Below are 21098 nucleotides of genomic sequence, written 5' to 3'. Positions count from 1 at the left end.
ATGACCACAACCGCACCCGTGATCGGAAACTTCGCCGAAATCCCGCTGGACGGCGACCGGCCGCTGCCACCGCCCACCGAGGCCGCCGTGCACAAGCACGTCGCCGCAGCCGCGGCGGCCCACTGGTACACGCCCGATCAGCTCGAATGGCATACGCCAGAAGACATCGCCGTCAAACCGGTGTACATCGGCGCCGACCGGGCCGCCGCCGTGGCGGCCGGTTACCCGCTGAACAGCTTCCCGGGCGAACCGCCCTTCCTGCGTGGCCCGTACCCCACCATGTACGTCAACCAGCCGTGGACCATCCGCCAGTACGCGGGGTTCTCCACCGCGGCGGAGTCGAATGCGTTCTACCGTCGTAACCTGGCCGCCGGTCAGAAGGGCCTGTCGGTGGCGTTCGACCTGGCCACCCACCGCGGATACGACTCCGACCACCCCCGCGTCCAGGGTGACGTCGGAATGGCCGGCGTGGCAATCGATTCCATTCTGGACATGCGGCAGCTGTTCGACGGCATCGACCTGTCGACCGTATCGGTGTCGATGACGATGAACGGCGCCGTGCTGCCGATTCTGGCGCTGTATGTGGTGGCCGCCGAGGAGCAGGGCGTGCCGCCGGAGAAGCTGGCCGGCACCATTCAGAACGACATTCTCAAAGAGTTCATGGTGCGCAACACCTACATCTACCCGCCCAAGCCGTCGATGCGCATCATCTCCGACATCTTCGGCTACACCAGCGCCAAGATGCCGAAGTTCAACTCCATCTCGATCTCCGGTTATCACATCCAAGAGGCCGGTGCCACAGCCGATTTGGAACTCGCCTACACCCTGGCCGACGGTGTCGACTACATCAAGGCGGGCCTGGACGCCGACCTGGACATCGACAAGTTCGCGCCGCGCCTGTCGTTCTTCTGGGGCATCGGCATGAACTTCTTCATGGAGGTCGCGAAGCTGCGCGCGGGCCGGCTCCTATGGAGCGAGCTGGTCGCCCAGTTCAACCCGAAAAGCGCGAAATCACTTTCGCTGCGCACGCATTCGCAGACCTCGGGCTGGTCGCTGACCGCGCAGGACGCGTTCAACAACGTGGCGCGCACCTGCATCGAGGCGATGGCCGCCACCCAGGGGCACACCCAGTCGCTGCACACCAACGCCCTCGACGAGGCGCTGGCGCTGCCCACCGACTTCTCGGCGCGGATCGCGCGTAACACCCAGTTGCTGCTGCAACAGGAGTCCGGCACCACGCGGCCCATCGACCCTTGGGGCGGTTCGTATTACGTGGAGTGGCTGACCCATCAGCTGGCGCAAAAGGCCCGCGCCCACATCGCCGAGGTCGCCGAGCACGGCGGCATGGCCCAGGCCATCAGCGACGGCATCCCCAAGCTGCGCATCGAGGAGGCGGCCGCGCGCACCCAGGCCCGCATCGACTCCGGGATGCAGCCGGTGATCGGCGTCAACAAGTATCAGGTCGAGGAGGACCAAGAGGTCGAGGTCCTCAAGGTCGAGAACAGCCGGGTGCGCGCTGAACAGCTGGCCAAACTCTCCGAGCTGCGGGCCAGCCGCGACCAGTCCGCCGTCGATGCCGCCCTGGCGGACCTGTCCCGGGCGGCCGCGGCACACGGCCGCGCCGGCGACGACGGGCTGGGTAATAATCTGCTGGCGCTGGCGATCAACGCCGCCCGGGCCAAGGCGACGGTCGGGGAGATCTCCGACGCGCTGGAAAAGGTATACGGCCGGCACCAGGCGGAGATCCGCACGATCGCCGGCGTTTACCGAGACGAAGCCGGAAAGGCCCCCAACATCGCAACCGCCACGGAACTAGTCGAGAAGTTCGCCGAGGCCGACGGCCGACGGCCGAGAATTCTGGTGGCCAAGATGGGGCAGGACGGTCACGACCGGGGCCAGAAGGTGATCGCGACGGCCTTCGCCGACCTGGGCTTCGACGTCGACGTCGGCTCGTTGTTCTCCACGCCCGACGAGGTGGCCCGGCAGGCCGCCGACAACGACGTGCACGTCGTCGGCGTCTCGTCGCTGGCCGCCGGCCACCTGACGCTGGTGCCGGCGCTGCGGGACGCGCTCGCCGAGGTGGGACGGCCCGACATCATGATCGTGGTCGGCGGGGTCATCCCGCCCGGTGACTTCGACGAGCTGTATGAGGCCGGGGCCGCCGCCATCTTCCCGCCCGGGACGGTGATCGCCGACGCCGCGATCGGCTTGCTGCACAAGCTGGCCGAGCGGCTGGGTTACCCGCTCGACTAGATGGCCGGCCGCAAGAGCGATTCCGTCGAGGAGCTCGCCGGCGCCGTTCGCCGTGGCGACCGGGCGGCGCTGCCGCGGGCCATCACGCTGCTGGAGTCCACCCGCGCCGACCATCACGAGAAGGCGCAGCGGCTGCTGCTCGAGTTGACGCCCGACGCGGGCAACGCGCATCGCGTTGGCATCACCGGCACCCCGGGGGTGGGGAAGTCGACCACCATCGAGGCCCTCGGCATGCACCTGATCGGACACGGCCACCGGGTGGCGGTGTTGGCCGTCGACCCGTCGTCGACACGCAGCGGCGGGTCGATCCTGGGCGACAAGACCCGGATGGCGCGCCTGGCGGTGCATCCGGATGCGTACATCCGCCCGTCACCGACGTCCGGCACGCTGGGTGGCGTAGCAAAGGCCACCCGCGAGACGGTGGTGTTGTTGGAGGCCGCCGGTTTCGACGTGATCATCATCGAGACCGTCGGTGTCGGTCAGTCCGAGGTGACGGTGGCCAACATGGTTGACACTTTCGTGCTGCTGACGCTGGCGCGCGGCGGCGATCAGCTGCAGGGCATCAAGAAGGGTGTCCTGGAGCTGGCCGACATCGTGGTGGTGAACAAGGCCGACGGCGAACACCTCGCCGAGGCACGGGTGGCCGCCCGAGAACTGTCCTCGGCCATCAGGCTGATACACCCGCGTGAAACACTGTGGCGGCCGCCGGTTCTCACCATGAGCGCGATGGAGGGGACCGGCTTGAAGGAGCTGTGGGACACCATCGAACGCCATCGGAGGGTGCTGACCGAGGCCGGCGAGTTCGAGGCGCGCCGGCGGGCCCAGCAAGTGGAGTGGACCTGGCAGATGGTGCGCGACGCCGTCGTGGACCGAGTGCTGGCCAACCCCAAGGTGCGGACGATGCGCGCCGATGTCGAGCGCAGGGTCAAGGCGGGGGAGCTGACCCCCGCGCTGGCCGCCGAGCAAATATTGACGGCTGCGTCAGACTAACGGATAGGTAAATAATCTAGGTTTCGCACCGGCAAGGTATGAAATCCAAGTAAATTCGAAACTGTGACGGTGGAAACCCGAGTCGATCGCCGTGCGGTCCCTGTCCACGATGACCTTGACGCAGGTCACCGTGTGTCCGGCGCGGCGGACTCACACTTCGGATGCGTCGTTCGCAGCTTTTCCACGATGTTTCCCGCCCGCCGGTTCGGTGGCGGAGCGCTGGCCGTATACCTCGACGGTCAGCCCGTCGTCGACGTGTGGGCCGGCTGGTCCGACCGCGGCGGGCACCGGCCGTGGTCGGCCGACAGCGCACCGATGGTGTTCTCCGCGACCAAAGGCATGGCCGCCACCGTCATTCACCGGCTCGCCGACCGCGGGCTGATCGACTACGAGGCGCCCGTTGCCGAGTACTGGCCGGAGTTCGGGGCCAACGGCAAGGCCGACCTCACCGTGCGCGACGTGATGAGGCACGCCGCCGGCCTATCGGGACTGCGGGGAGCCAGCAGCGAGGACTTGCTGGACCACGTCGGGATGGAAGAGCGGCTGGCCGCGGCGTCACCAGGACGGCTGCTGGGCAAGTCGGCGTACCACGCACTGACCTTCGGCTGGCTGATGTCCGGCCTCGCCCGGGGCGTGACCGGGAAGGGCATGGCAGCGCTGATCCGCGAGGAGCTCGCCGAGCCGCTGGGCACCGACGGGTTGTACCTCGGTCGCCCGCCGGCCGGCGCGCCGACGCGGGTGGCCGAGATCATCGCGCCGCAGAGCATGGTGCGGAACCCGGTCCTGAGTTTTGTGACGCGCAAGGTCGCCAACGAGCTGTCCGGCGGCTTCCGGTCCATCTATTTTCCGGGGATGGTCGCCGCGGTCCAGGGCGAAACCCCCTTGCTGGACGCGGAGATTCCCGCGGCCAACGGGGTGGCGACCGCCCGCGGGCTGGCACGGATGTACGGTGCCATCGCCAATGGCGGCGAGGTCGACGGCATCCGGTTCCTGTCGCGCGAGTTGGTCGCGGGCCTGACCGGTCGGCGGAGCCTGCGGCCGGACCGAAACCTGTTCGTGCCGCTGGCGTTCCACCTGGGCTACCACAGCCTGCCCATCGGGAACGTGATGCCGGGCTTCGGCCACGTCGGGCTGGGCGGCTCGCTCGGCTGGACCGACCCGTCGAGCGGCGTGGCCTTCGCGCTGGTGCACAATCGGCTGCTCACCCCGTTCGTCATGACCGATCACGCCGCGTTCGTCGGCATTTATGCGCTGATCCGTAAGGCCGCCGAAAAGGCGCGCAAGCGCGGTTTCTCGCCGGTGACCGAATACGGCGCGCCGTTTTACGAGCCGGGAGCGGTCGCGGGCTGACGCCGAAGCGGTTGCCGCTCAATGTGATCGCGTGTTCGCGCGCTGAGGCCCCCGAGGTAGCAAAGCGCCCCGATAACGGCCGCCATGATCTACTGGCTGGCGTTACGGCCTTGCTGCCCCCGAATGCTCACCCGACCGAGCGAACTCCTCCACCACGCCAATGGGGTTGGCCGCGTTGTGGCTCCGCTCGACCAGCTGGGGCAATCTCGGCGGGTTTCGTCGTGCGAAGGCCTTGTTGCTTCGCGTATCGCCGCTGATAGGGGTCGAAACCCAGGCGCGTCACGAAAGCGACGACAGCGCGCAGCCTTTTGGCGATGGAGGGTCGGAACAAGGCCCGCCGTAAAACGGTGTTCAGACTGAAGTGTTCGTCAAAATCCTCGAGCGCAGTGCGAAAGTCGTGCTCACCGGCCCGAAAAGCGTCAAACACACGGTCAAGTGTGTTCTGGTCCAAGACTTCGTCTTGCGCGGCTGCATGTAGGGCTTCATAGGTGGCGGAGAGCCAATCCGTCCCGAACGTGTCTGTCACTGATCCGCTGCTTTGCTCCCGCCGCAGGCCGGGGTTGAGGAACTCCTCGATCGCACGCTCGTCGCGGGTATCGAAATCGATTGCGAGGGCCGTAGAAACCCGCGCTATCTCCGCTCGCCAATCCTTGAGGAAGTTGGCGTAGTCGACGAAAACGCGCGGGAGGCCACGCGTTTGCCTTTCGGCGAGCAGGCTGTATTTCAGCCACAAGGCACTTGCAAGTTCCTGCGAGGCTCGGTCTCTCGTCGCGAGCGACTTTATGACTTCGTCCGGGTGGCGCACCGCAATGACAATCGCGACGTCGAACCCGGCTCGACGTGCGGCCTCGAACCACACGTTGAACAGCAACGAAATCCGGGGCTCCTTGATGACAACGAGTGGCTCGGCCGGCAGGGTGGCGAAAAAGGCCGCGATCGTTTTGATACACGCCGCATTTTCTTCGGGGGATGCGCTTTCCTCGTGGATTCGTAGGCTGGGATCGGCCCAACCGCTGTGCCGCCGATACAGGATCTCTTCATTGATGTCCATGGCGTCTCGCGGTTCCCATAGGCCGAGTGGATTGCTCGCGTCGGCCCCCAGCAGTCGGGGCGGCAGCGCGGCGCCGCACAGCGAGATCACCCGTGTGAGGGCCGACGTACCAGACCGCCCCATACCGAGTACGAACAGTGCGACGGGTTTCTTCTCCGTTTTCGCACCGTAGGGGGTGTGGGGCACGCCCAGTGGCTCTCCACGCTTGCGATGGCTTCCCGTCGGACGACGTTTGCTCGTAGTGCTGGGCATGCTTTCCCCTCGTAACCCCATGATCAACCGCTGCGACCGGACCTAGATGCAGCAGAAGTCAATGTTTACATTCTTGAAGAATCTTTTCAAGCGGCCGCGACGACTTTAGGTACGGCGGTATGGCCGGGTGGCGCAACCCGGGGGCCGGTTGTCCGGCCGTACGACGCCATCTGGCTCGACGACGATCGCGCGCGGTAGGTTTTCCTACCCGAACGGTCCGAGGCGCCTCTGCGGGAGGATCAGAGGGTCGCGTGCCGGCCCGTGTCCTCCTGGCGCGTGTCGCCGGGTCGGGCCCCCGGCCGATAGTGATCGGCATCTACGGCCGGCCGGCGGAGCGGTGAGTAGCTGGGGCCGACGCGCCTCTGCTCTTGACGTGATGCCCATCACAAGTTTGTGGATTGCGGGTTCATTGATGGGTGGCGGGGTAGTAGTCGCCCGTGGGTCATCAACCGGCTCGCCGGAAGCCTCTCGGCTGGCTACACGACGCCGAATGACCAACCGTCGCACCGTCTGGCGGGAAACGCCGAAAATGGGGGTGGCTGGGTCGACGGGCATCTAGACTCACACGCGGCGGTACTGGCATGCGGTAAAGGGGGAGTTAGGTCTTGACCCGCGACGCACACACTTCAAACGTCGCATCGGTTATTGAGGCTGCCAATGAAGGTATGCGATCTCGCGCACAACGAAGACCGTCATGGAGGTGTTCGCCGGACTCCGTCCGATTGCGATGGCGTATCGAAACGAGATGAGTTGCCGCATCGCCGAAGGATCGGAGACAATTATCAATGCCTCGGGCCCCACAGGACTGAAAGGCTATGATCCGTCGTGAAATTCGTGCTGGCAAGCTATGGAACTCGGGGCGACGTCGAACCGACCGTGGCCATGGGCCGAGAATTGCAGCGCAGGGGACACGACGTTCTCATGGCCGTCCCGTGCAACCTCACCGGCTTCGCCGAGGCGGCGGGGCTTCCGGCAGCCGCCTACGGCCCGGATATGCATGACTTCCTGACCGATGACTTCCTCCGTGACTTCTGGACGAATTTCCGCCGCAGCTTCTGGACGATCAAAGAGCCCATCAGGTTGTTGCGTGAACTCTGGCAGCCCTGCCTCACGCACTGGGCAGAAATGAGCCGCACGCTGGCATCGCTCGCCGCCGGCGCCGACGTGCTGTTCAGCGGACTCGTCTACCAGGAACTTGCCGCAAGCATCGCCGAGGCTTACGACATTCCGTTCGCCACGCTGCATTACTTTCCGATACGCCCCAACGGCCAGCTGTATCCCGTTGTGCCGGCGCCACTGGTCCGTACCGGGTTGACCGTCTACGACTGGTTCTGTTGGCGCATGAGCAAGAATGCGGAGGACGCGCAGCGCCGCGAACTCGGTCTACCCAAGGCGACGTCTCCCTCGCCGCGTCGAATCGAACGCACCGCGTTGGAGATTCAGGCTTACGACGAAGTCTGCTTCCCGGGCCTGGCCGATGAATGGCAAAAATGGGGTGACCGACGCCCTTTCGTCGGGGCGCTGACGATGGGGTTGACCACGGATGCCGACGAAGAGGTGGCGTCGTGGATAGCCGCGGGAACACCGCCGATCTGCTTCGGTTTCGGCAGTATGCCGGTCGCCGCTTCCCCGGCCGACACCCTGAAGATGATCGGCGCCGCCTGCGCGGAGCTGGGCGAGCGGGCATTGGTTTGCGCCGGGTGGGCCGATTTCAGTGACGTGCCCGATCTCGAGCACGTGAAGGTGGTCAGCGCGGTGAATTATGCGGCAACTTTCCCTAGGTGCCGCGCGGTCGTCCACCACGGTGGTTCGGGCACCACGGCTGCGGCTCTGCGTGCCGGCGTTCCGTCGATGATCCTTTGGACGGCCGGTGACCAACCGCATTGGGGGGCCCAGCTCAAGAGGCTGAAAGTCGGTACCACTCGGCGCTTTTCGAGCACGACCAGCGAGACGTTGGTCACCGACTTGCGTCAGATCCTCGAACCCGACTATGCGGTAAGAGCCCGTGACCTCGCGGCGCGGATGACAGACCCGGCTGAAAGCGTTGCCAGAGCCGTTGATGTGCTCGAAAAGTTCGCCAGCGCAAGGCGTCTGGTCTGACCGGTGACGGCGGTCTACCCGGATTTGCTGGGCACCGGTCACCGGCCCGCTCCACGGGATGCGGTTATCCGCTGGGCGCGTCTCTCCCGTTGTCCGACCTGACCTCGACCTGGACGGGCCGACCGGTCGGGGCGGCGGTGCTCGTCCGCTTGAAGCGAGATTTCAGCGATAGCGCGCGCTTTTCCACCAGGAACCAACTCAACGCCGCCACCGGAAGGGTGGCCGCCATGGCGACGACGAAAAACACCACCGGATGCAGCCGCGCAAGGCCGCACACTGCCAGCAACTGCTGCATCGGGAACGCATAGATGTACATGCCGTAGGACAAGTCGGTGCGTAGTTGCAATCGTTTGTGCTGAAGCAGGGCCCCAGAAACGACGACGGCGTAGGCCAGCGGAAGCCCGGCCACCACCCGATAATCCGGCAGCTGGCTGGACGCCAGGACGATGACCACGCAGACCGCCACGAGCGACCAGCGAGCGGGGATCACGTCTCGCCATTGGTACAGGAGTGCTCCGGAGGCGAACATGATGGCGGAGCGGCAAAGGAGCTGCGGGATGGTCCACACGCCGGGAAAGGTCAACGGCGGCAACAACATCGCCCCGACCACGGCGAGTGCCAGCAGCGCCGGCGAAACCCACCTGCGGTTGGCGAGTCCAACGACGCCGATGACCGCAACCGCCAAGTAGCACATCACTTCCCAGATGAGGGACCACAGCGAGGCGTTCCAATTTGCTCCGCCCGGCGTCCCGTGCGGTGTCGCGCCGACATTCGGGTGCAGGTAGGCCAAGGCGGCGTTTTGCAGCACGTAATCGACCGGGGCGCGCGAGGCCAGCAACCGTCCGGGCGAACCGCCCTGAATCGCCACGCTCAGTGGTGCGAACAGATATGCGGTGACGATCAGGCAGACGTAGAAGCCGGGCAGAATGCGTAGAGCCCGAGCCAAGAGGTAGTCACGAAGTCGAGGGTCGTTCAGCCAGCTTCGGGAGATGAGAAACCCTGAGATCGCGAAAAACCCGTCGACACCCACGGCGAAAAGAAGCTTGTTGGCCGCGGCCGGCGGCATGTGGCCGGTAATGGGCCACGAGTGGAACAGCATCACTTCAGTTGCCAGGGCCAGCCGGAACGCGTTCAGCGCATTATTTCGCGGGCTGAACACTTGCCCCAGCTTCATGTGACTCCGTCCATCGTCCCCCGTGCGCGTTGTCGGCGCCATCGTATATCGCGGCGGTGTTGATCACCGTGGCTTTGAGCGCCCTTGGCGAGTCGGTCGGGACGGAGCAGCGACGCTGCAGCGGCGGGTTAACTGGCGAAGCGGGGATTTGACGCGCCCTGCGGTTGGGTGATGCCCCGTAACGGGGCCGCCTCAGCGACATTTAACGCTCCCGGTAAGAACGGGGGTGCTAGCATCCGGGTCGTGTCTGAACAAGGTGCACGGGTGCGGATCGGGGTCCTCGGCGCAGCCCGCATCGCACCGCTGGCGCTCATCAATCCGGCACGCGAAAACGACCAGGTGGTGGTCACGGCGGTGGCGGCTCGAGAGGCATCTCGCGCCCAAGCCTTCGCCGCGGAACACGGCATTTCTCGAGTGCACGACAGTTATGAGGCACTCGTCGCCGACCCGGAGGTGGACGCCGTCTACAACCCACTCCCAAATGGGTTGCACGGCAGGTGGACCCGAGCTGCAATTGCCGCGGGCAAGCATGTGCTGTGCGAAAAACCGTTCAGCGCCAACGCCGCCGAGGCCCGCGAAGTCGCGGGACTGGCCGCTGGATCGGACCGGGTCGTGATGGAGGCCTTCCACTATCGCTACCATCCGTTGACACTGCGCGTCGAGGAGATCATCGCCTCCGGGGAACTGGGACAGCTGAAGCGGGTGGAGGCGGCCATCTGCTTCCCATTGCCGAAGTTTTCCGATATCCGCTACAACTACTCCCTTGCCGGTGGCGCGACGATGGACGCCGGATGCTATGCGGTCGACATTATCCGCACGTTTGGCGGTGGGACCCCCGAAGTTGTTTCGGCACAGGCGAAACTGCGCGATGCGCAGGTGGACCGTGCCATGACCGCCCGGCTTCGCTTTGCGAACGGGATTGAGGGGCGGATCCGTTGCTCGATGTGGTCGTGGGATCTGTTCCAATTGAGCGCCAAGGTTGTCGGCGATCGCGGGGAAGCGCGCGTGCTCAATCCCGTGATGCCGCAAGCCTTCCATCGGCTCACGGTCAAATCAGCCGAGGGCAAACGAGTGGAGCGCTTCTCGCGCCGCCCCTCCTATGCGTATCAACTCGACGCGTTCGCCGCGGCGGTGCTGCGCGGGGAGCCCATCAAGACGACACCGCAAGGCGCGGTCGAGAACATGAGCGTCATCGACGCCATCTATCGCGCTGCCGGCCTCCCGCTTCGCGAGCCCGCCTGAGCTGAACGGCCCATCCGGGTGGAGCCGGCAAGCTCAGCTGGCGAAGTGCGCCTGATTCAGGTGTTCGGCCACCCGCAAGGCATTGGCGGCGATGGTCAGGCTGGGATTCAGGCCGGCGCTGCTGGGAAAGAACGAGCTGTCGACCACGTAGAGGTTTTCGACCTCGTGCGCCCGGTTGTACGGGTCCAGCACGCTCGTCTTGGGATCGTCGCCGAAGCGGCATGTGCCGCAAACGTGGGCCACGGCTTTGTTGTCCTCGGCGCCTCGCAGGGTGATCTTGCGGAAGGGTTCCAGAACCCCTTGCAACTGCTCCAAAAAGATTGTGCGGCGCTCGAGTTCGTTGTCGTGAAGGCGGTACTGGAGCTTCAGCCGCTGACGACCGTCGGCGCTCGGCCCGTCGTGGGGCACCACGCGGTTGTCCAGATACGGGAGGTCCTCCATGATCGTTGCGAGGACCAACCCGCCGTTGAAAAACCGCTCATAGACTTGACGCACTGCCGGTTTCATCAGCCGAAGTGCCGCTGGCCGCCATCCGGGGGCACTGGTCAGAATCTCCATGGGCGCCATGGAACCGAAAGATTGCACGGTGCCGTACTTCTGTCCCTCCCAGAAATAGAAGTCGTTCAGCCCGATCTCCTTGTTGGCGGCGGTGGTCCTGGAACCGCGTTGCGGCCAGATCTCGACCAAGTCGACAAGGTGACGCATCAGGTTGCGGCCCACCCAATCCGAGCCGTTGGCCAGCCCACGCGGCCAGTCGGCGGAACGGGAATTGAGTAACAGCACCGGGGTGACCAGCGCGCCGGCGGCAAGCACCACCAGTTTGGCCTTCAAAGAGACCGTCCCGGAGCGATGTTCGCAGATCACTTGCCGGACTCGCTTGCGGTCCGCGTCGAGATTAATGACCCGACATTCCGGCAGGAGCTTCGCGCCGAACTCGGCGACCGCCGGCAAGACGCAGTTGCGTGCGGTGTCGTTCTTGCATGACTGGTGGCACAGATAGCTTTGGCAGGTCGTGCACCCGGTGGTGTAGTCGCAGGCCATCGGTAGGTGATACGGGTGCAAGCCGCGGCCCCTCAGGTAATCGACAAGCGGCTGGTTGTCCACCGAAAATGGCGGCGCCGCAGGCAGATCAGGGTCGGCGGCGCCCGGCCGGAGGGGATCGGGCTGGCCCCGAACCCCGAACAGCCTTTCGGCCGCCGAGTACCACGGGCGCATCTCGTCGTACGTGATCGGCCAGGCCTCGGGCACGGTCGAATCGCGAGGGTTTCGGAAGTGCTGCCGAGGGGTGAAATCCTGAGCGAAAAACCGCTCACACACCATGCCGTAGAGCGCCGACGAGCCGCCCGTACCGGCACCCAAGAAGGGGACGAATCGTTGCGGGGAGCGTCCGCTGATGTCTTCGATCTCATCGGTCGAGCGTCCGGACCTGGTCAACACGTCGAAGTAGGTTTCCGCGGAGCGGCATGCCCGTGGATGGGACACTTCGGGCATCGATGAGCGCACCGTCCCGGACGCTCCCGGAAGGGTCGAACGACCCTTCTCGACGAATAGCACCTTTCGACCCGCACGGGCCAGCGAGTAGCCCAGGGTACCGCCGCCCATGCCGGTTCCAACGATGATCGCGTCCCACTCGACGCGTTCCGCCTCGCGCGCGTCTAACTCGCCGTCGGCCAAAATCTCGTCCTCAGTGCATGATTGCCCAAACTTTGCCCCCAGGTGGGCGAATCACGACAGTATCATCCCCGCCGCGGACAGACGGCCGTTTGCCTGATCAGGCCCCAACGCACCCGCGTCCATGGGGCGACCGTGCGGGCGAACCGCACCGACGACCCATCGCTGGGCCAATCTCTTTCGCCCACAGGCACATCGGCGCTCGTGGTTGCGCGAGGTGCGCCTTACCTAGCCAACCGAGTGCTGATGCGCGTGCTCCGCTTGGTGGGAATTAGTGGCCGAGTGCGTGACCGCCACAGCGGCGGTGGGGTGATTCGTCCAGTGCGCGAGGCGATCATCGAACGCCGTCTTCTTCTGCAGGATGATCTGATACTGGGCGTGCAGAACTCGGTATTCTCCGGCGTGGTACTTCAGGAACTGGTGGATGGCCCACGCGGTGTTTGCCCGTGGTCGCGGATAGGCCGGCCACATAACATCGTCGAAAATCATCATCCCGCCCTGCTTCAGCAGGCGCCACGAGTTGAGTGAATCCACTATTGCATCGTCGGCGAAGTGCGACCCATCGACGTAGATCAGATCGAATTCCTGCTTTTCGTCGATGAGCTGCGGCAAAACGGCCAGCGATGACCCCTTCCGCTTTATTACCCGACCCGCGGCCGAGGATACGTTGTGATCGAAGCGTGCCTCGAGGTCGCGCAGGTCCGACGTGGCGTGGTAGTGCCATTCGTCGCTGCCCGCCCAGGTGTCCACGGCGGTCATGTGCCCGTGCGGGAAGTACGTCAGGAAAAACAGCGTCGAACGCCCTTCCCAGGACCCGATTTCGAGGATGCGTATGGGGTCGGCACGCTTGAAGACTTTCGGGAAGGTGACGGCCCAGTGCACGATGTTCATGTCGAACCACCGCTCTTGGAATTGGCCGTTGGCCGCCTGCTCCTCAAACTCCGCGCGAACTTCGGCCAGGTGTTTGGCCTTGCGGGAGAGAACGCCCCGCGTTACCAGGCGGTAGTGCACGACGTCCGTGAGATAGTGCCAGATCACACCCGCGCGCATTCCCCCGATCCACCAGAAAAACAGGAATGTCAGGGTTCGCGCGGTCCAACGAAACTTCGGTCTGGTCGTCTGGCTGGTCATGTTTCCCTTGGTCTTGTTGCTGGAAGGCTGGCGCGGTCTTGTCTCGGGGCTCGAAACGGGCCGCTGACCTCCCCCGGAAGGTTCGGCGAGCTCGTAGAGCACGGTCGTTGGATCCTAACAGCAGCCGCTCAGGGGGCGGGGCAGTTTGGCTCGGCCCAGCGGGCCCCACCGCAGGCGCCGTCCGGCGCACGTGGCAGCCAAAACGGTGGTCACGCGCACCGCCATCAAGCCGGTTGCCTTGACCGGGCGAAGCTCTCCACCAAGTCGGCGGCCTTCTGGACGCTTTCGGCGGGTGCGGTCATCCGGGTGGCCAGCTCGCGGGCTCGGGCGGCATATTCGGGGCCGAGTATTCGCCGCAGGTCCTTGACCAAGGATTGGCGGGTGGTCTTCGAGAAGCGGCGGGTGGTGCCCACCCCCAATCGCTTCACCCGCGCGCCCCACAACGTCTGGTTGACGTCCATCGAGAGGATCAAGGTGGGCACCCCGGCGCGCATGCTTGCGGCTGTGGTGCCCGAACCGCCGTGGTGCACGACCGCCCGGCAGGCGGGGAAGACGGCCGCATAGTTCACGCCGCCCACCACCTTGACGTGGTCGGCGTGGGAGACGTCGCTGAAATCGCTCCAACCAGCGCAAATCAACGCGCGCTCGCCGAGCTCGGCGCAGGCGGCGCTGATCATCGTGATCGCGTCCGCTGGCGATTCCACCGGCATGCTGCCGAACCCGAAACAGATCGGCGGGGTTCCGGCCGCGATCCACGACGCGACCTCGCTATCGGCCTCCGTGGTCAGAGCCATCGTCAACGCACCGACGAAGGGCCGCTGACCGTTCCACTTTCGCCATTCCGCCGCCAGCCCGGGGAAGCAGACCTCGTCGTAGGCCTGTATCTCGAGCGATCCATTCGCGGCGATGCGCCGCGCCGATGCGCCTCTGACCTTCGGCAGCCCGAGTTCGCGGCGCTGTGCGTCCTCAACCTTTTTGTTGAGGCGCCAACCGAACCAGTCGAACGCCGTCATCGACGCGCGTGCGAGGGGAGGGGGGAGAAGCGGAACGAGCCGGCCGTTGGCACGCACCGGAACGTGGTGCAACGTGGCCAACGGGACGCCCAGATGCTCGGCCACGTTGACGACGGCCTCCTGGTAACTCTGGCCCGTGAGCAGAAGGTCTGCCCCCTCGGCGAGCGACGTCAACGTCTTGCTCATCTGTGTCCAGCACTGGTCACTGAGGTCCCACATCTCGCGCCACAATTCCCTCATCTCCCGCAGCTTCCAGAAACCCCCGAAGAAGGATGTCCAGAAGTTGCGGTACACGTCGACCCACGTCTGCGTGTTCAAGCCGAAGGCGACCGTGGGGAGGCCCGCGGCCTCGGTGAAGCCGACCAGATCGGGCGGCACCGCCATGTGCACCTCGTGCCCCCGGCGCATCAGTTCACGGCCGACTACGAGGGAAGGCTCGACATCGCCTCTCGTTCCATAACTTGCCAGCACAAACTTCATCTAAGGTTCTAGCCTTCGAGTCGGGCGTTATGGCGTGGTGATCGAATGGAAGGAAATTGTCTCGACGTCACATCTACCGCGTCGGTATACCGGCGCCGATGACAGCAAAGTCGCCGGCGTTGAGAAACGTCGTGCGGGTTGTCACTACTTTCGCCACAGGACCCCGCATTGATCGATCGTGACGATCTCCGCGGCGATGTTGTGCCGGGAACGATAGTCGGCGACAGCTTTGCGGCATCCCTCGAGGTTGTAGTCATCGATGATGCAAAAGCCCCCCGGTGACAACTTCGGGTACAGCGCATCGAGCGCTTGGATTGTCGACTCGTAGAGATCGCCGTCGAGCCGCAATACCGAGATTTGGTCAATCGGAGCCTTGTGCAGCGTGTCCTTGAACCAGCCCGGAAGGAAGCGGACCTGATCGTCCAGCAGCCCGTAGCGCTCGAAGTTCGCTCTGACCTCCGCTTCGGACACCGCCAGGACCGGCGCAGCGTGGTGCAGGCCCAGCGCAAACCGGGGCAGCTTGTCCTCTTTGTAATTGGCGGTGTCCGGGGGCGGGACGCCCTCGAACGAATCGGCGAGCCACACGTGTCGGGTCTTATCGCCGTATGCGGCCAGCACCGCGCGCATCAAGATAGAGGCCCCGCCCCGCCACACGCCACATTCGACTAGATCACCGGGGATGTCCTCGTTCAGCACCGTCTCGACGCAGTGCTGCAGACTTGTGAGTCGCTGCATCCCGATCATCGTTTCCGCGTCGGCCGGCCAATCCATGCCGAAGTCGCGTGCGTGCTTGTCGAACGGGCGTTTGCGGACCAGCATCAGGTTGCGGTTCTTGAGGAAGGGAAGCCACGTCAGCCACCCGACGCTGGCACGCATTTGCAGCGGCCACCCCACGGGCACTAGCTGGTCCATGCCGTACCTGGTCAGATCGCGCCGGATCTGGTCCAGATAGAGAGATCGGACGTCGCTTTCGGTCACGGTCAAAACCGTCCCCCTGTTTCTCGGATGCCAGTACTGCCGGTGGTGAGCCTAGACGCCCAATCCACGCCCCATTGCGCGTTTGGATTTTTCTAGAATCAGGTTGCCAGAGCTAGATTATCCACACTCACACGCCGGTGCTGATGCGGAGGCAAGTCGCGCGCGCTGGTGGGAGGCGGTGTTATTGGCGCCCAGCGGGTTCGGCGGGTCGACCCGATGCGCTCGCGTAATCGCTTTGCGCGGGCGGTATATCGCTCTGCTCATCGATCCATCGCAGTAGCGCACCCAGTCCCTCGTCGAGCGCCCACTTGGGTTGCCAGTTGAGCTCCTTCTTCGCCGGCGCGATATCGCAGCTGGCGGCGCGGATGTCACCGTCGCGAAATTTCGGTACGACGATCGGTTCGGGGGCGTCGAAGACGGCGGCGATCTTCCGCGCAAGCTCATGAATGCTGGTCGCGACGCCCGACCCGATGTCGAGGCAGCGTGACCCGTGGGCAGGTTGCTGCACCGTCGCGAACACCGCGTCAATGACGTCGTCGATGTAGACGAGATCGCGGAGGATCCGCCCATCCTCGTAGACCTCGGACGGTTGCTGTTGGCGCGACAGGCGTGCGAAGAACGGAACCACTCCGGTGTAGGGATTGGTGAGCGACTGACCGGGTCCGTAGGCGTTCTGTAAACGCAGCACGCTGAGGTTGGTGTCGTGCGCGGCCGCCCAGGCGGCCAGCAAGTGTTCCTGGGCGAGCTTGGTCGCGCCGTAGATGTTGGTGGGGCGAGGCTCCGTGCGCTCCGCGCAGCTCGGCAGGGGTTCGGCGCGCTCGCCGGTGGGTCCTTGCGGATCCCAGTTACCCGCGGCCAGCTGCGCGTGGCTGCGAGGCCCGGGATAGAAGATCTGTGTTCCGGCGCGCCAGGCGCCCTCGCCGTAGACGGCCCTGGACGACGCCACCACCAGCTGCTCGGGCACGATGCCCGCGCGCGTCAGGGCGTCGAGAAGCTGGGTGGTGCCCACCACGTTGACGGCGCCGTGCCGCGTCGCCTCTGATAGCGACTGCGCTGTTCCCGTCTCCGCTGCCAGATGGACGACCTGTGTGGGGCGAAAAAGCCGCAGCACGGCATCCCAGTCCGGGGCGTGGGTGACGTCGCCGGTGAAGAACCGCACGGATGGCGGTAGGTCAATCGTCGGGCGTTGACCGTGGACCTGAGGCAGCAGCACATCCATGACAGCGACGTTGTGCCCGGCTTCGATGAGTCGGCGTGACAGCCTGCACCCAATGAATCCTGCTCCACCGGTGATGAGCACGGATGTTGACAAGAGCCGATCCTCCCGTTCGAGCGCAGACAATCCAACCGAGACGCGTTTGCGGGTGCGGCCCGCGGTTGATCATATCGGTGAACGATCCACCGTCAGCCGAGTTGAAGGAGATAGCTCCATAACCCTGTCGCCGGGGGCGTGTCAGACCAGGTGAACGTCCGGCGCGTAGAGGATCCACCGTCCACCGTGCTCTTGGAAGCCGCGTTCCTTGGCCATGATCTCGTCGGCGTGGTTCCACGCAAACAGCAGCGCGTAGTCGGGATAGGGGTGAGAGAAGACCTCCGGCGGGCACACCGGAATTTGGGAGCCGGGCGTGAGACGCCCCTGCTTCTCGGGGGTCGAATCACACACCATAGGAAGAAGATCCGGGCCGATGTGGCAGTAGTTCATCACCGTCGCGCTCCGTGAGGTGGCCCCGTATCCGACGACACGTCGGCCGTCAGAACGCAAGTCGCGCAGGAGTTTGACGAGGTCCGCGCGGATGCGATCGACGTTGGCCGCGAACCGAACGAAAGTCTCTTCCTCGGCGATCCCTTCGGCTTTTTCCCGTGCCAGGAATTCCGCGACGGTGGCGGTCGGCTCCGAAGTGCCCCGCCGAGCGACGGTGTAACGGATCGAACCACCGTGCAGCGGGAGGTGTTCGACGTCGACGAGTTCAAAGCCGAACCGGGCGGCAGTCGCCTGCACCGAGCGGACCGAGAAGAGGTAGATGTGCTCGTCGTAGATCTGGTCGAAGTAGACCTGCTTCAGGATGTCGCCGAGATACCGATCCTCGAATACGAATAGGCCGTCCGGGGAAAGCAGGGTGTCGGCACCCTGGAAGATCGAGTCCAGGTAGGAGATGTGGCTGATCGTGTTCGCCGAATAGATCAGGTGGGCGGGTCCGTGCTCTTCGCGAATCTCGCCGGCCGTTGGCGCGTTGAAGAAATCGGTGCGCACGTTGATGCCTTGTGCCCGGGCCACCTCGCCGGCCCCGGCGGCCGGGTCCACCCCCAAGTGCCGTATTCCGGCTTCGCTCAGGGTCTTCAGCATTACCCCGTCGTTGCTGCCGATCTCGACGACAAACTTGTCACCTTTTCCGGGACAGGCTCGCATGATGTGCCGGGCCACTTCCTCGCCGTGTCTGCGGATGAGCGCGGATCCGGACGCGCGATATGGATAGTCGGCGCGATACATTTCGTTCGGTGGCACCTCGTCGAGCTGTTGCACCATTGTGCACGACGTGCAGAGTCCTACCGCGAGTTGGAAGAACGGCACTTTGGCGCTCTCTTCGGCCTTGACGAAGGCATTTGAGACAGGCTGACGCCCGAGGTCAAGGACCTGCCGAAGATCACCGCCGCATACTCGGCAACTGTGCTCGGACAATACTGCCCCCTGTCTCACATCGCGACCGCCGTGTGATGAGCATAGACCGGAACGGACGTCGTCAATAGGCTCCTGAGTTTCTCGAACATTAATTCGTTCCAGAGTGCCGGCGTAGGTGGCTTTCAGCAGCTGGCAAGCCGATCCGACGCGTCTGCGCAGGTCCGGCGACGCGCGGCCGGTCGTTGGGCGCTACCGCAGGTGGGCGACGCCATGACCAGCGGCAACCCCGCGGCGCCGGCCATCCCGACCGGAAATGCGCACGCCGAGAAGGCCGCAATTTGATGGTGTCCCGTGGTCGCCGGTGGCTTCCATTAGAACGGCCCGACGGCCGCGCGTTATGGATGCAAATTGCGGTCAGCGGCCGAAATGCGCAATCAGTTGTGGTCGCCAATGAATACATCAGAACATCGAGGTGTTAGCGGCGCAGGCATGCGGTGCAACAGCAATCCTCATAAAAGTGCGCGGGTCACCATCCGACGCCCATTTACGGGCTGGATCTCTTCACGTCCCGGCGAGCGGCACCTTCCAGCAGGTCGGCGGCTTTGGCGACGCTGGTGGCGGGTTCGGTCATCCGGGCGGCGAGCTCGCGGGCCCGAATCGTGTACTCGGGGGCCAGGATCTGACGTAAGTCCGCAACCAGCGACTCCGGGGTGGTTTGTGAAAACTGGCGGGCGGTACCCACTTTGAGTTGTTTCACTTGGTTCCCCCAGTACGGCTGGTCGGCCGAGCTCCACAAGATCAACGTCGGGACGCCGGCGCGCATGCTTGCCGCTGTGGTTCCCGAGCCACCGTGGTGGACAACGGCGCGACAGGCAGGAAAAACCGAAGCGTAGTTGACCACGCCCACGACCTTGACGTGGTCGAACTGGGGGACATCGCTGAAATCGGTTCCGCCGAAACAGATTAAGGCCCGTTCGCCCAGTTGTGCGCACGCCTTCGCGATCATTTCGACCGTCTCGGTCGGCGACTCGACCGGTATGCTGCCCGAGCCGAAGCAGATCGGCGGTGGACCCGCGGCGATCCACGAGGCCACATCCTCATCGGCATCGGTCGTCAGCGCCATCGTCAAGGCACCGACAAAGGGCCGTCTATCGCCCCACTTCGCCCACTCCGCCGCCAGGCCGGGGAAGCACGCCTCGTCGTAAGCCTGGATTTCCAGCGAACCACGTCGCGCGATCCGGCGCGGCGAGCGACGCTTGGCCTTTGGCAGCTGCAATTCCCGGCGCTGTGCGTTCTCCGTCTTCTTCGTCGAGCGCCAGAACAGCCATTCGACCGCCGTCATCGTCGAGCGGACCACCGGCGCCGGGGCACTGGGAACCAGCTGGCCATTGGCGCGCATCGGAAAGTGATGCAGCGTGGCCAGCGGAATGTCGTAATACTCCGCGACGTTGGCGGCGGCCTGCTCGAAATTCAAGCCGGTGGAGAGCAGGTCCGCTCCGTCGGCCACCGACATGAGCGTTCTGCTCACGTCATTCCAGTAGCGGATGATGGGCTCCCACACCCTGCGGACCACCTTGACCGGACCGCGGATTGTCCAGGCGCTGCGGAAGAAGTCTCGCCACATGTTGCGAAGAAACTCCTCGTTCAAGAAGTCCTGCACCTGCGGCCCATAGGGCACCGCCGCAAGCCCGGCCGATTCGGCGAAGCTCACAAGTTCAGGTGGCACGGCCATCTGGACTTCATGCCCCCTGCGCAGTAGCTCCCGCCCGACGGCGACGGAAGGCTCGACATCGCCGCGAGTTCCATAGCTGGCCAGGGCAAATCTCATCGCGAATCCTCGCCGTGTTGCAGTGCGTGAGCGGCTTGCGGGGTCTCGGTCATTGTCCCTGGTTCTTCGACTGCGGGCTGCCGTTTCGCGTTGGCGCGGTGGGGTGTTGGCTGTGGTTCAACCTATCTTCTATGACGCCAACCGTACGCATCGTTCGGTCAGCGGCGCTCACGTCGCGGCGCCCTCGCGCTGCAATGCTTGCGCGGTGTTTGGTGATCCCGGTCAGATGGAGTGGCCGGCCCCGAAACGAACTGTGCCGTTCTGCTGGAATCACAACGAGCGACCCGTTAGGGTTCTGCGTTATGTCGAGGATCACGCGCGGCCTGGTCGGCATTGCGCTGAACTCAGTTCGGAACAGGAAGTCCCTCGAGCCCTCGCGCCTAGCGGCTGCTTACGGCTGGTTCAACGGTGAACATCTTGTCTCGCCGCCTGCGATCTCGAAACAGCGACACCTGCTTCACACGTTGCAGTCGCGCCAGCACCGCATCTTTGTCGAGGCCGGCACATATAAGGGGGAGACCACCGCTTTCTTCGTGCCATATGTGGACCAGGTGATCTCGGTCGAGTTGCACGATGGCCTTTTTGCCGCGGCCCAGAGACGGTTCGCGCACGAGCCCAAAGTCACTCTGGTTCATGGCGACTCGCTCGTCGAGATACCAAAGATCGTCGCGAACTGTTCGTCTCCACCCCTGGTGTTTCTCGACGGACACTTCTCCGGCGAGGGCACCGCCGAAGGTCAGGAGATGGAGCCCGCGGAATCCACCCTCTCCCGGCTCGCGGACGTGACACCTGCGGGCACGACGATCGTGATCGACGATCTGCGACTCTTCGGCTCTGGGCTTTCGGGTTTTCCGCAGCTCGACGCGATCACCTCAGCCGCGCGAGCCGCTTTCCCTGACGCAATCATTCGGGCCGGCTTGGACTCGATCGTCGTCGAGACCCCCGCAAGCGGCTAACTGCCTCCTTGA

At 64.7% G+C, this 21098-nt stretch carries 14 protein-coding genes and 1 pseudogene; 6 read left to right on the top strand and 9 right to left on the bottom strand.

What is annotated here, in order from left to right; all coding sequences use genetic code 11:
- The 3 genes and pseudogenes from scpA to ACEL92_RS15850 all read left to right on the top strand — a co-directional run bounded on the left by scpA (position 1) and on the right by ACEL92_RS15850 (position 4593).
- Complete coding sequence (scpA, locus tag ACEL92_RS15860) at positions 1 to 2253, top strand: methylmalonyl-CoA mutase (protein WP_374021685.1); 2253 nt, start codon at positions 1 to 3, stop codon at positions 2251 to 2253.
- Positions 2254 to 3254 (top strand): annotated as a pseudogene (meaB, locus tag ACEL92_RS15855) (methylmalonyl Co-A mutase-associated GTPase MeaB).
- A 52-nt stretch (positions 3255 to 3306) separates the two neighbouring features.
- Positions 3307 to 4593: a serine hydrolase domain-containing protein gene (locus ACEL92_RS15850; protein WP_374021684.1), complete on the top strand. Its 1287-nt coding sequence runs from the start codon at positions 3307 to 3309 to the stop codon at positions 4591 to 4593.
- A 127-nt stretch (positions 4594 to 4720) separates the two neighbouring features.
- Here ACEL92_RS15850 and ACEL92_RS15845 read toward each other — a convergent pair whose 3' ends face one another.
- On the bottom strand, positions 4721 to 5896 hold the full coding sequence (locus ACEL92_RS15845) for a sulfotransferase family protein (RefSeq protein WP_374021683.1): 1176 nt from the start codon (positions 5894 to 5896) through the stop codon (positions 4721 to 4723).
- 825 nt (positions 5897 to 6721) lie between these two features.
- On the opposite strand from ACEL92_RS15845, the gene ACEL92_RS15840 reads away from it, so the two are divergent.
- Positions 6722 to 7996: a glycosyltransferase gene (locus ACEL92_RS15840; RefSeq protein WP_374021682.1), complete on the top strand. Its 1275-nt coding sequence runs from the start codon at positions 6722 to 6724 to the stop codon at positions 7994 to 7996.
- A 64-nt stretch (positions 7997 to 8060) separates the two neighbouring features.
- On the opposite strand, the gene ACEL92_RS15835 is transcribed toward ACEL92_RS15840, so the two are convergent.
- Positions 8061 to 9170 carry an acyltransferase family protein gene (locus ACEL92_RS15835; RefSeq protein ID WP_374021681.1) on the bottom strand — a complete coding sequence of 370 codons (1110 nt, stop codon included), beginning with the start codon at positions 9168 to 9170 and terminating at the stop codon, positions 8061 to 8063.
- Between the two features lie 234 nt (positions 9171 to 9404).
- Between ACEL92_RS15835 and ACEL92_RS15830 the strand changes: the two genes are divergently transcribed.
- Positions 9405 to 10412, top strand: coding sequence for a Gfo/Idh/MocA family protein (locus ACEL92_RS15830; protein WP_374026238.1), 1008 nt, complete (start codon positions 9405 to 9407; stop codon positions 10410 to 10412).
- A 33-nt stretch (positions 10413 to 10445) separates the two neighbouring features.
- On the opposite strand, the gene ACEL92_RS15825 is transcribed toward ACEL92_RS15830, so the two are convergent.
- The 7 genes from ACEL92_RS15825 to ACEL92_RS15795 all read right to left on the bottom strand — a co-directional run bounded on the left by ACEL92_RS15825 (position 10446) and on the right by ACEL92_RS15795 (position 20130).
- Entirely contained in the window at positions 10446 to 11903 is a 1458-nt protein-coding gene (locus ACEL92_RS15825) for a GMC oxidoreductase (RefSeq protein ID WP_374026237.1), read from the bottom strand.
- A 408-nt stretch (positions 11904 to 12311) separates the two neighbouring features.
- Positions 12312 to 13316 carry a class I SAM-dependent methyltransferase gene (locus ACEL92_RS15820; RefSeq protein WP_374021680.1) on the bottom strand — a complete coding sequence of 335 codons (1005 nt, stop codon included), beginning with the start codon at positions 13314 to 13316 and terminating at the stop codon, positions 12312 to 12314.
- A gap of 122 nt (positions 13317 to 13438) precedes the next feature.
- Positions 13439 to 14707, bottom strand: a complete 1269-nt coding sequence (locus tag ACEL92_RS15815; protein ID WP_374021679.1) for a glycosyltransferase — start codon at positions 14705 to 14707, stop codon at positions 13439 to 13441.
- Positions 14708 to 14851: 144 nt separating this feature from the next.
- On the bottom strand, positions 14852 to 15685 hold the full coding sequence (locus ACEL92_RS15810; protein WP_374021678.1) for a TylF/MycF/NovP-related O-methyltransferase: 834 nt from the start codon (positions 15683 to 15685) through the stop codon (positions 14852 to 14854).
- A 181-nt stretch (positions 15686 to 15866) separates the two neighbouring features.
- Entirely contained in the window at positions 15867 to 16985 is a 1119-nt protein-coding gene (locus ACEL92_RS15805) for an NAD-dependent epimerase/dehydratase family protein (RefSeq protein WP_374026236.1), read from the bottom strand.
- 153 nt (positions 16986 to 17138) lie between these two features.
- Complete coding sequence (locus ACEL92_RS15800) at positions 17139 to 18380, bottom strand: methyltransferase domain-containing protein (protein ID WP_374021677.1); 1242 nt, start codon at positions 18378 to 18380, stop codon at positions 17139 to 17141.
- A 466-nt stretch (positions 18381 to 18846) separates the two neighbouring features.
- On the bottom strand, positions 18847 to 20130 hold the full coding sequence (locus ACEL92_RS15795) for a glycosyltransferase (RefSeq protein WP_374021676.1): 1284 nt from the start codon (positions 20128 to 20130) through the stop codon (positions 18847 to 18849).
- A 302-nt stretch (positions 20131 to 20432) separates the two neighbouring features.
- On the opposite strand from ACEL92_RS15795, the gene ACEL92_RS15790 reads away from it, so the two are divergent.
- The gene (locus tag ACEL92_RS15790) at positions 20433 to 21086 is read left to right on the top strand and encodes a hypothetical protein (RefSeq protein WP_374021675.1); all 654 of its coding nucleotides are present in this window, start codon (positions 20433 to 20435) and stop codon (positions 21084 to 21086) included.
- Positions 21087 to 21098 lie beyond the last annotated feature (12 nt).

The organism is Mycobacterium hainanense (assembly GCF_041890355.1).
Taxonomy (GTDB): domain Bacteria; phylum Actinomycetota; class Actinomycetes; order Mycobacteriales; family Mycobacteriaceae; genus Mycobacterium; species Mycobacterium hainanense.
This window is presented reverse-complemented; position numbering and strand designations above follow the sequence as displayed.

Bases quoted from the DNA above. Each gene is read 5' to 3' on its own strand.
- ACEL92_RS15795 (WP_374021676.1), bottom strand. From the start codon at position 20,130: ATGAGATTTGCCCTGGCCAGCTATGGAACTCGCGGCGATGTCGAGCCT.
- scpA (WP_374021685.1), top strand. From the start codon at position 1: ATGACCACAACCGCACCCGTGATCGGAAACTTCGCCGAAATCCCGCTG.
- ACEL92_RS15825 (WP_374026237.1), bottom strand. From the start codon at position 11,903: ATGCCCGAAGTGTCCCATCCACGGGCATGCCGCTCCGCGGAAACCTAC.
- ACEL92_RS15815 (WP_374021679.1), bottom strand. From the start codon at position 14,707: ATGAAGTTTGTGCTGGCAAGTTATGGAACGAGAGGCGATGTCGAGCCT.
- ACEL92_RS15835 (WP_374021681.1), bottom strand. From the start codon at position 9,170: ATGAAGCTGGGGCAAGTGTTCAGCCCGCGAAATAATGCGCTGAACGCG.
- ACEL92_RS15790 (WP_374021675.1), top strand. From the start codon at position 20,433: ATGTCGAGGATCACGCGCGGCCTGGTCGGCATTGCGCTGAACTCAGTT.
- ACEL92_RS15845 (WP_374021683.1), bottom strand. From the start codon at position 5,896: ATGCCCAGCACTACGAGCAAACGTCGTCCGACGGGAAGCCATCGCAAG.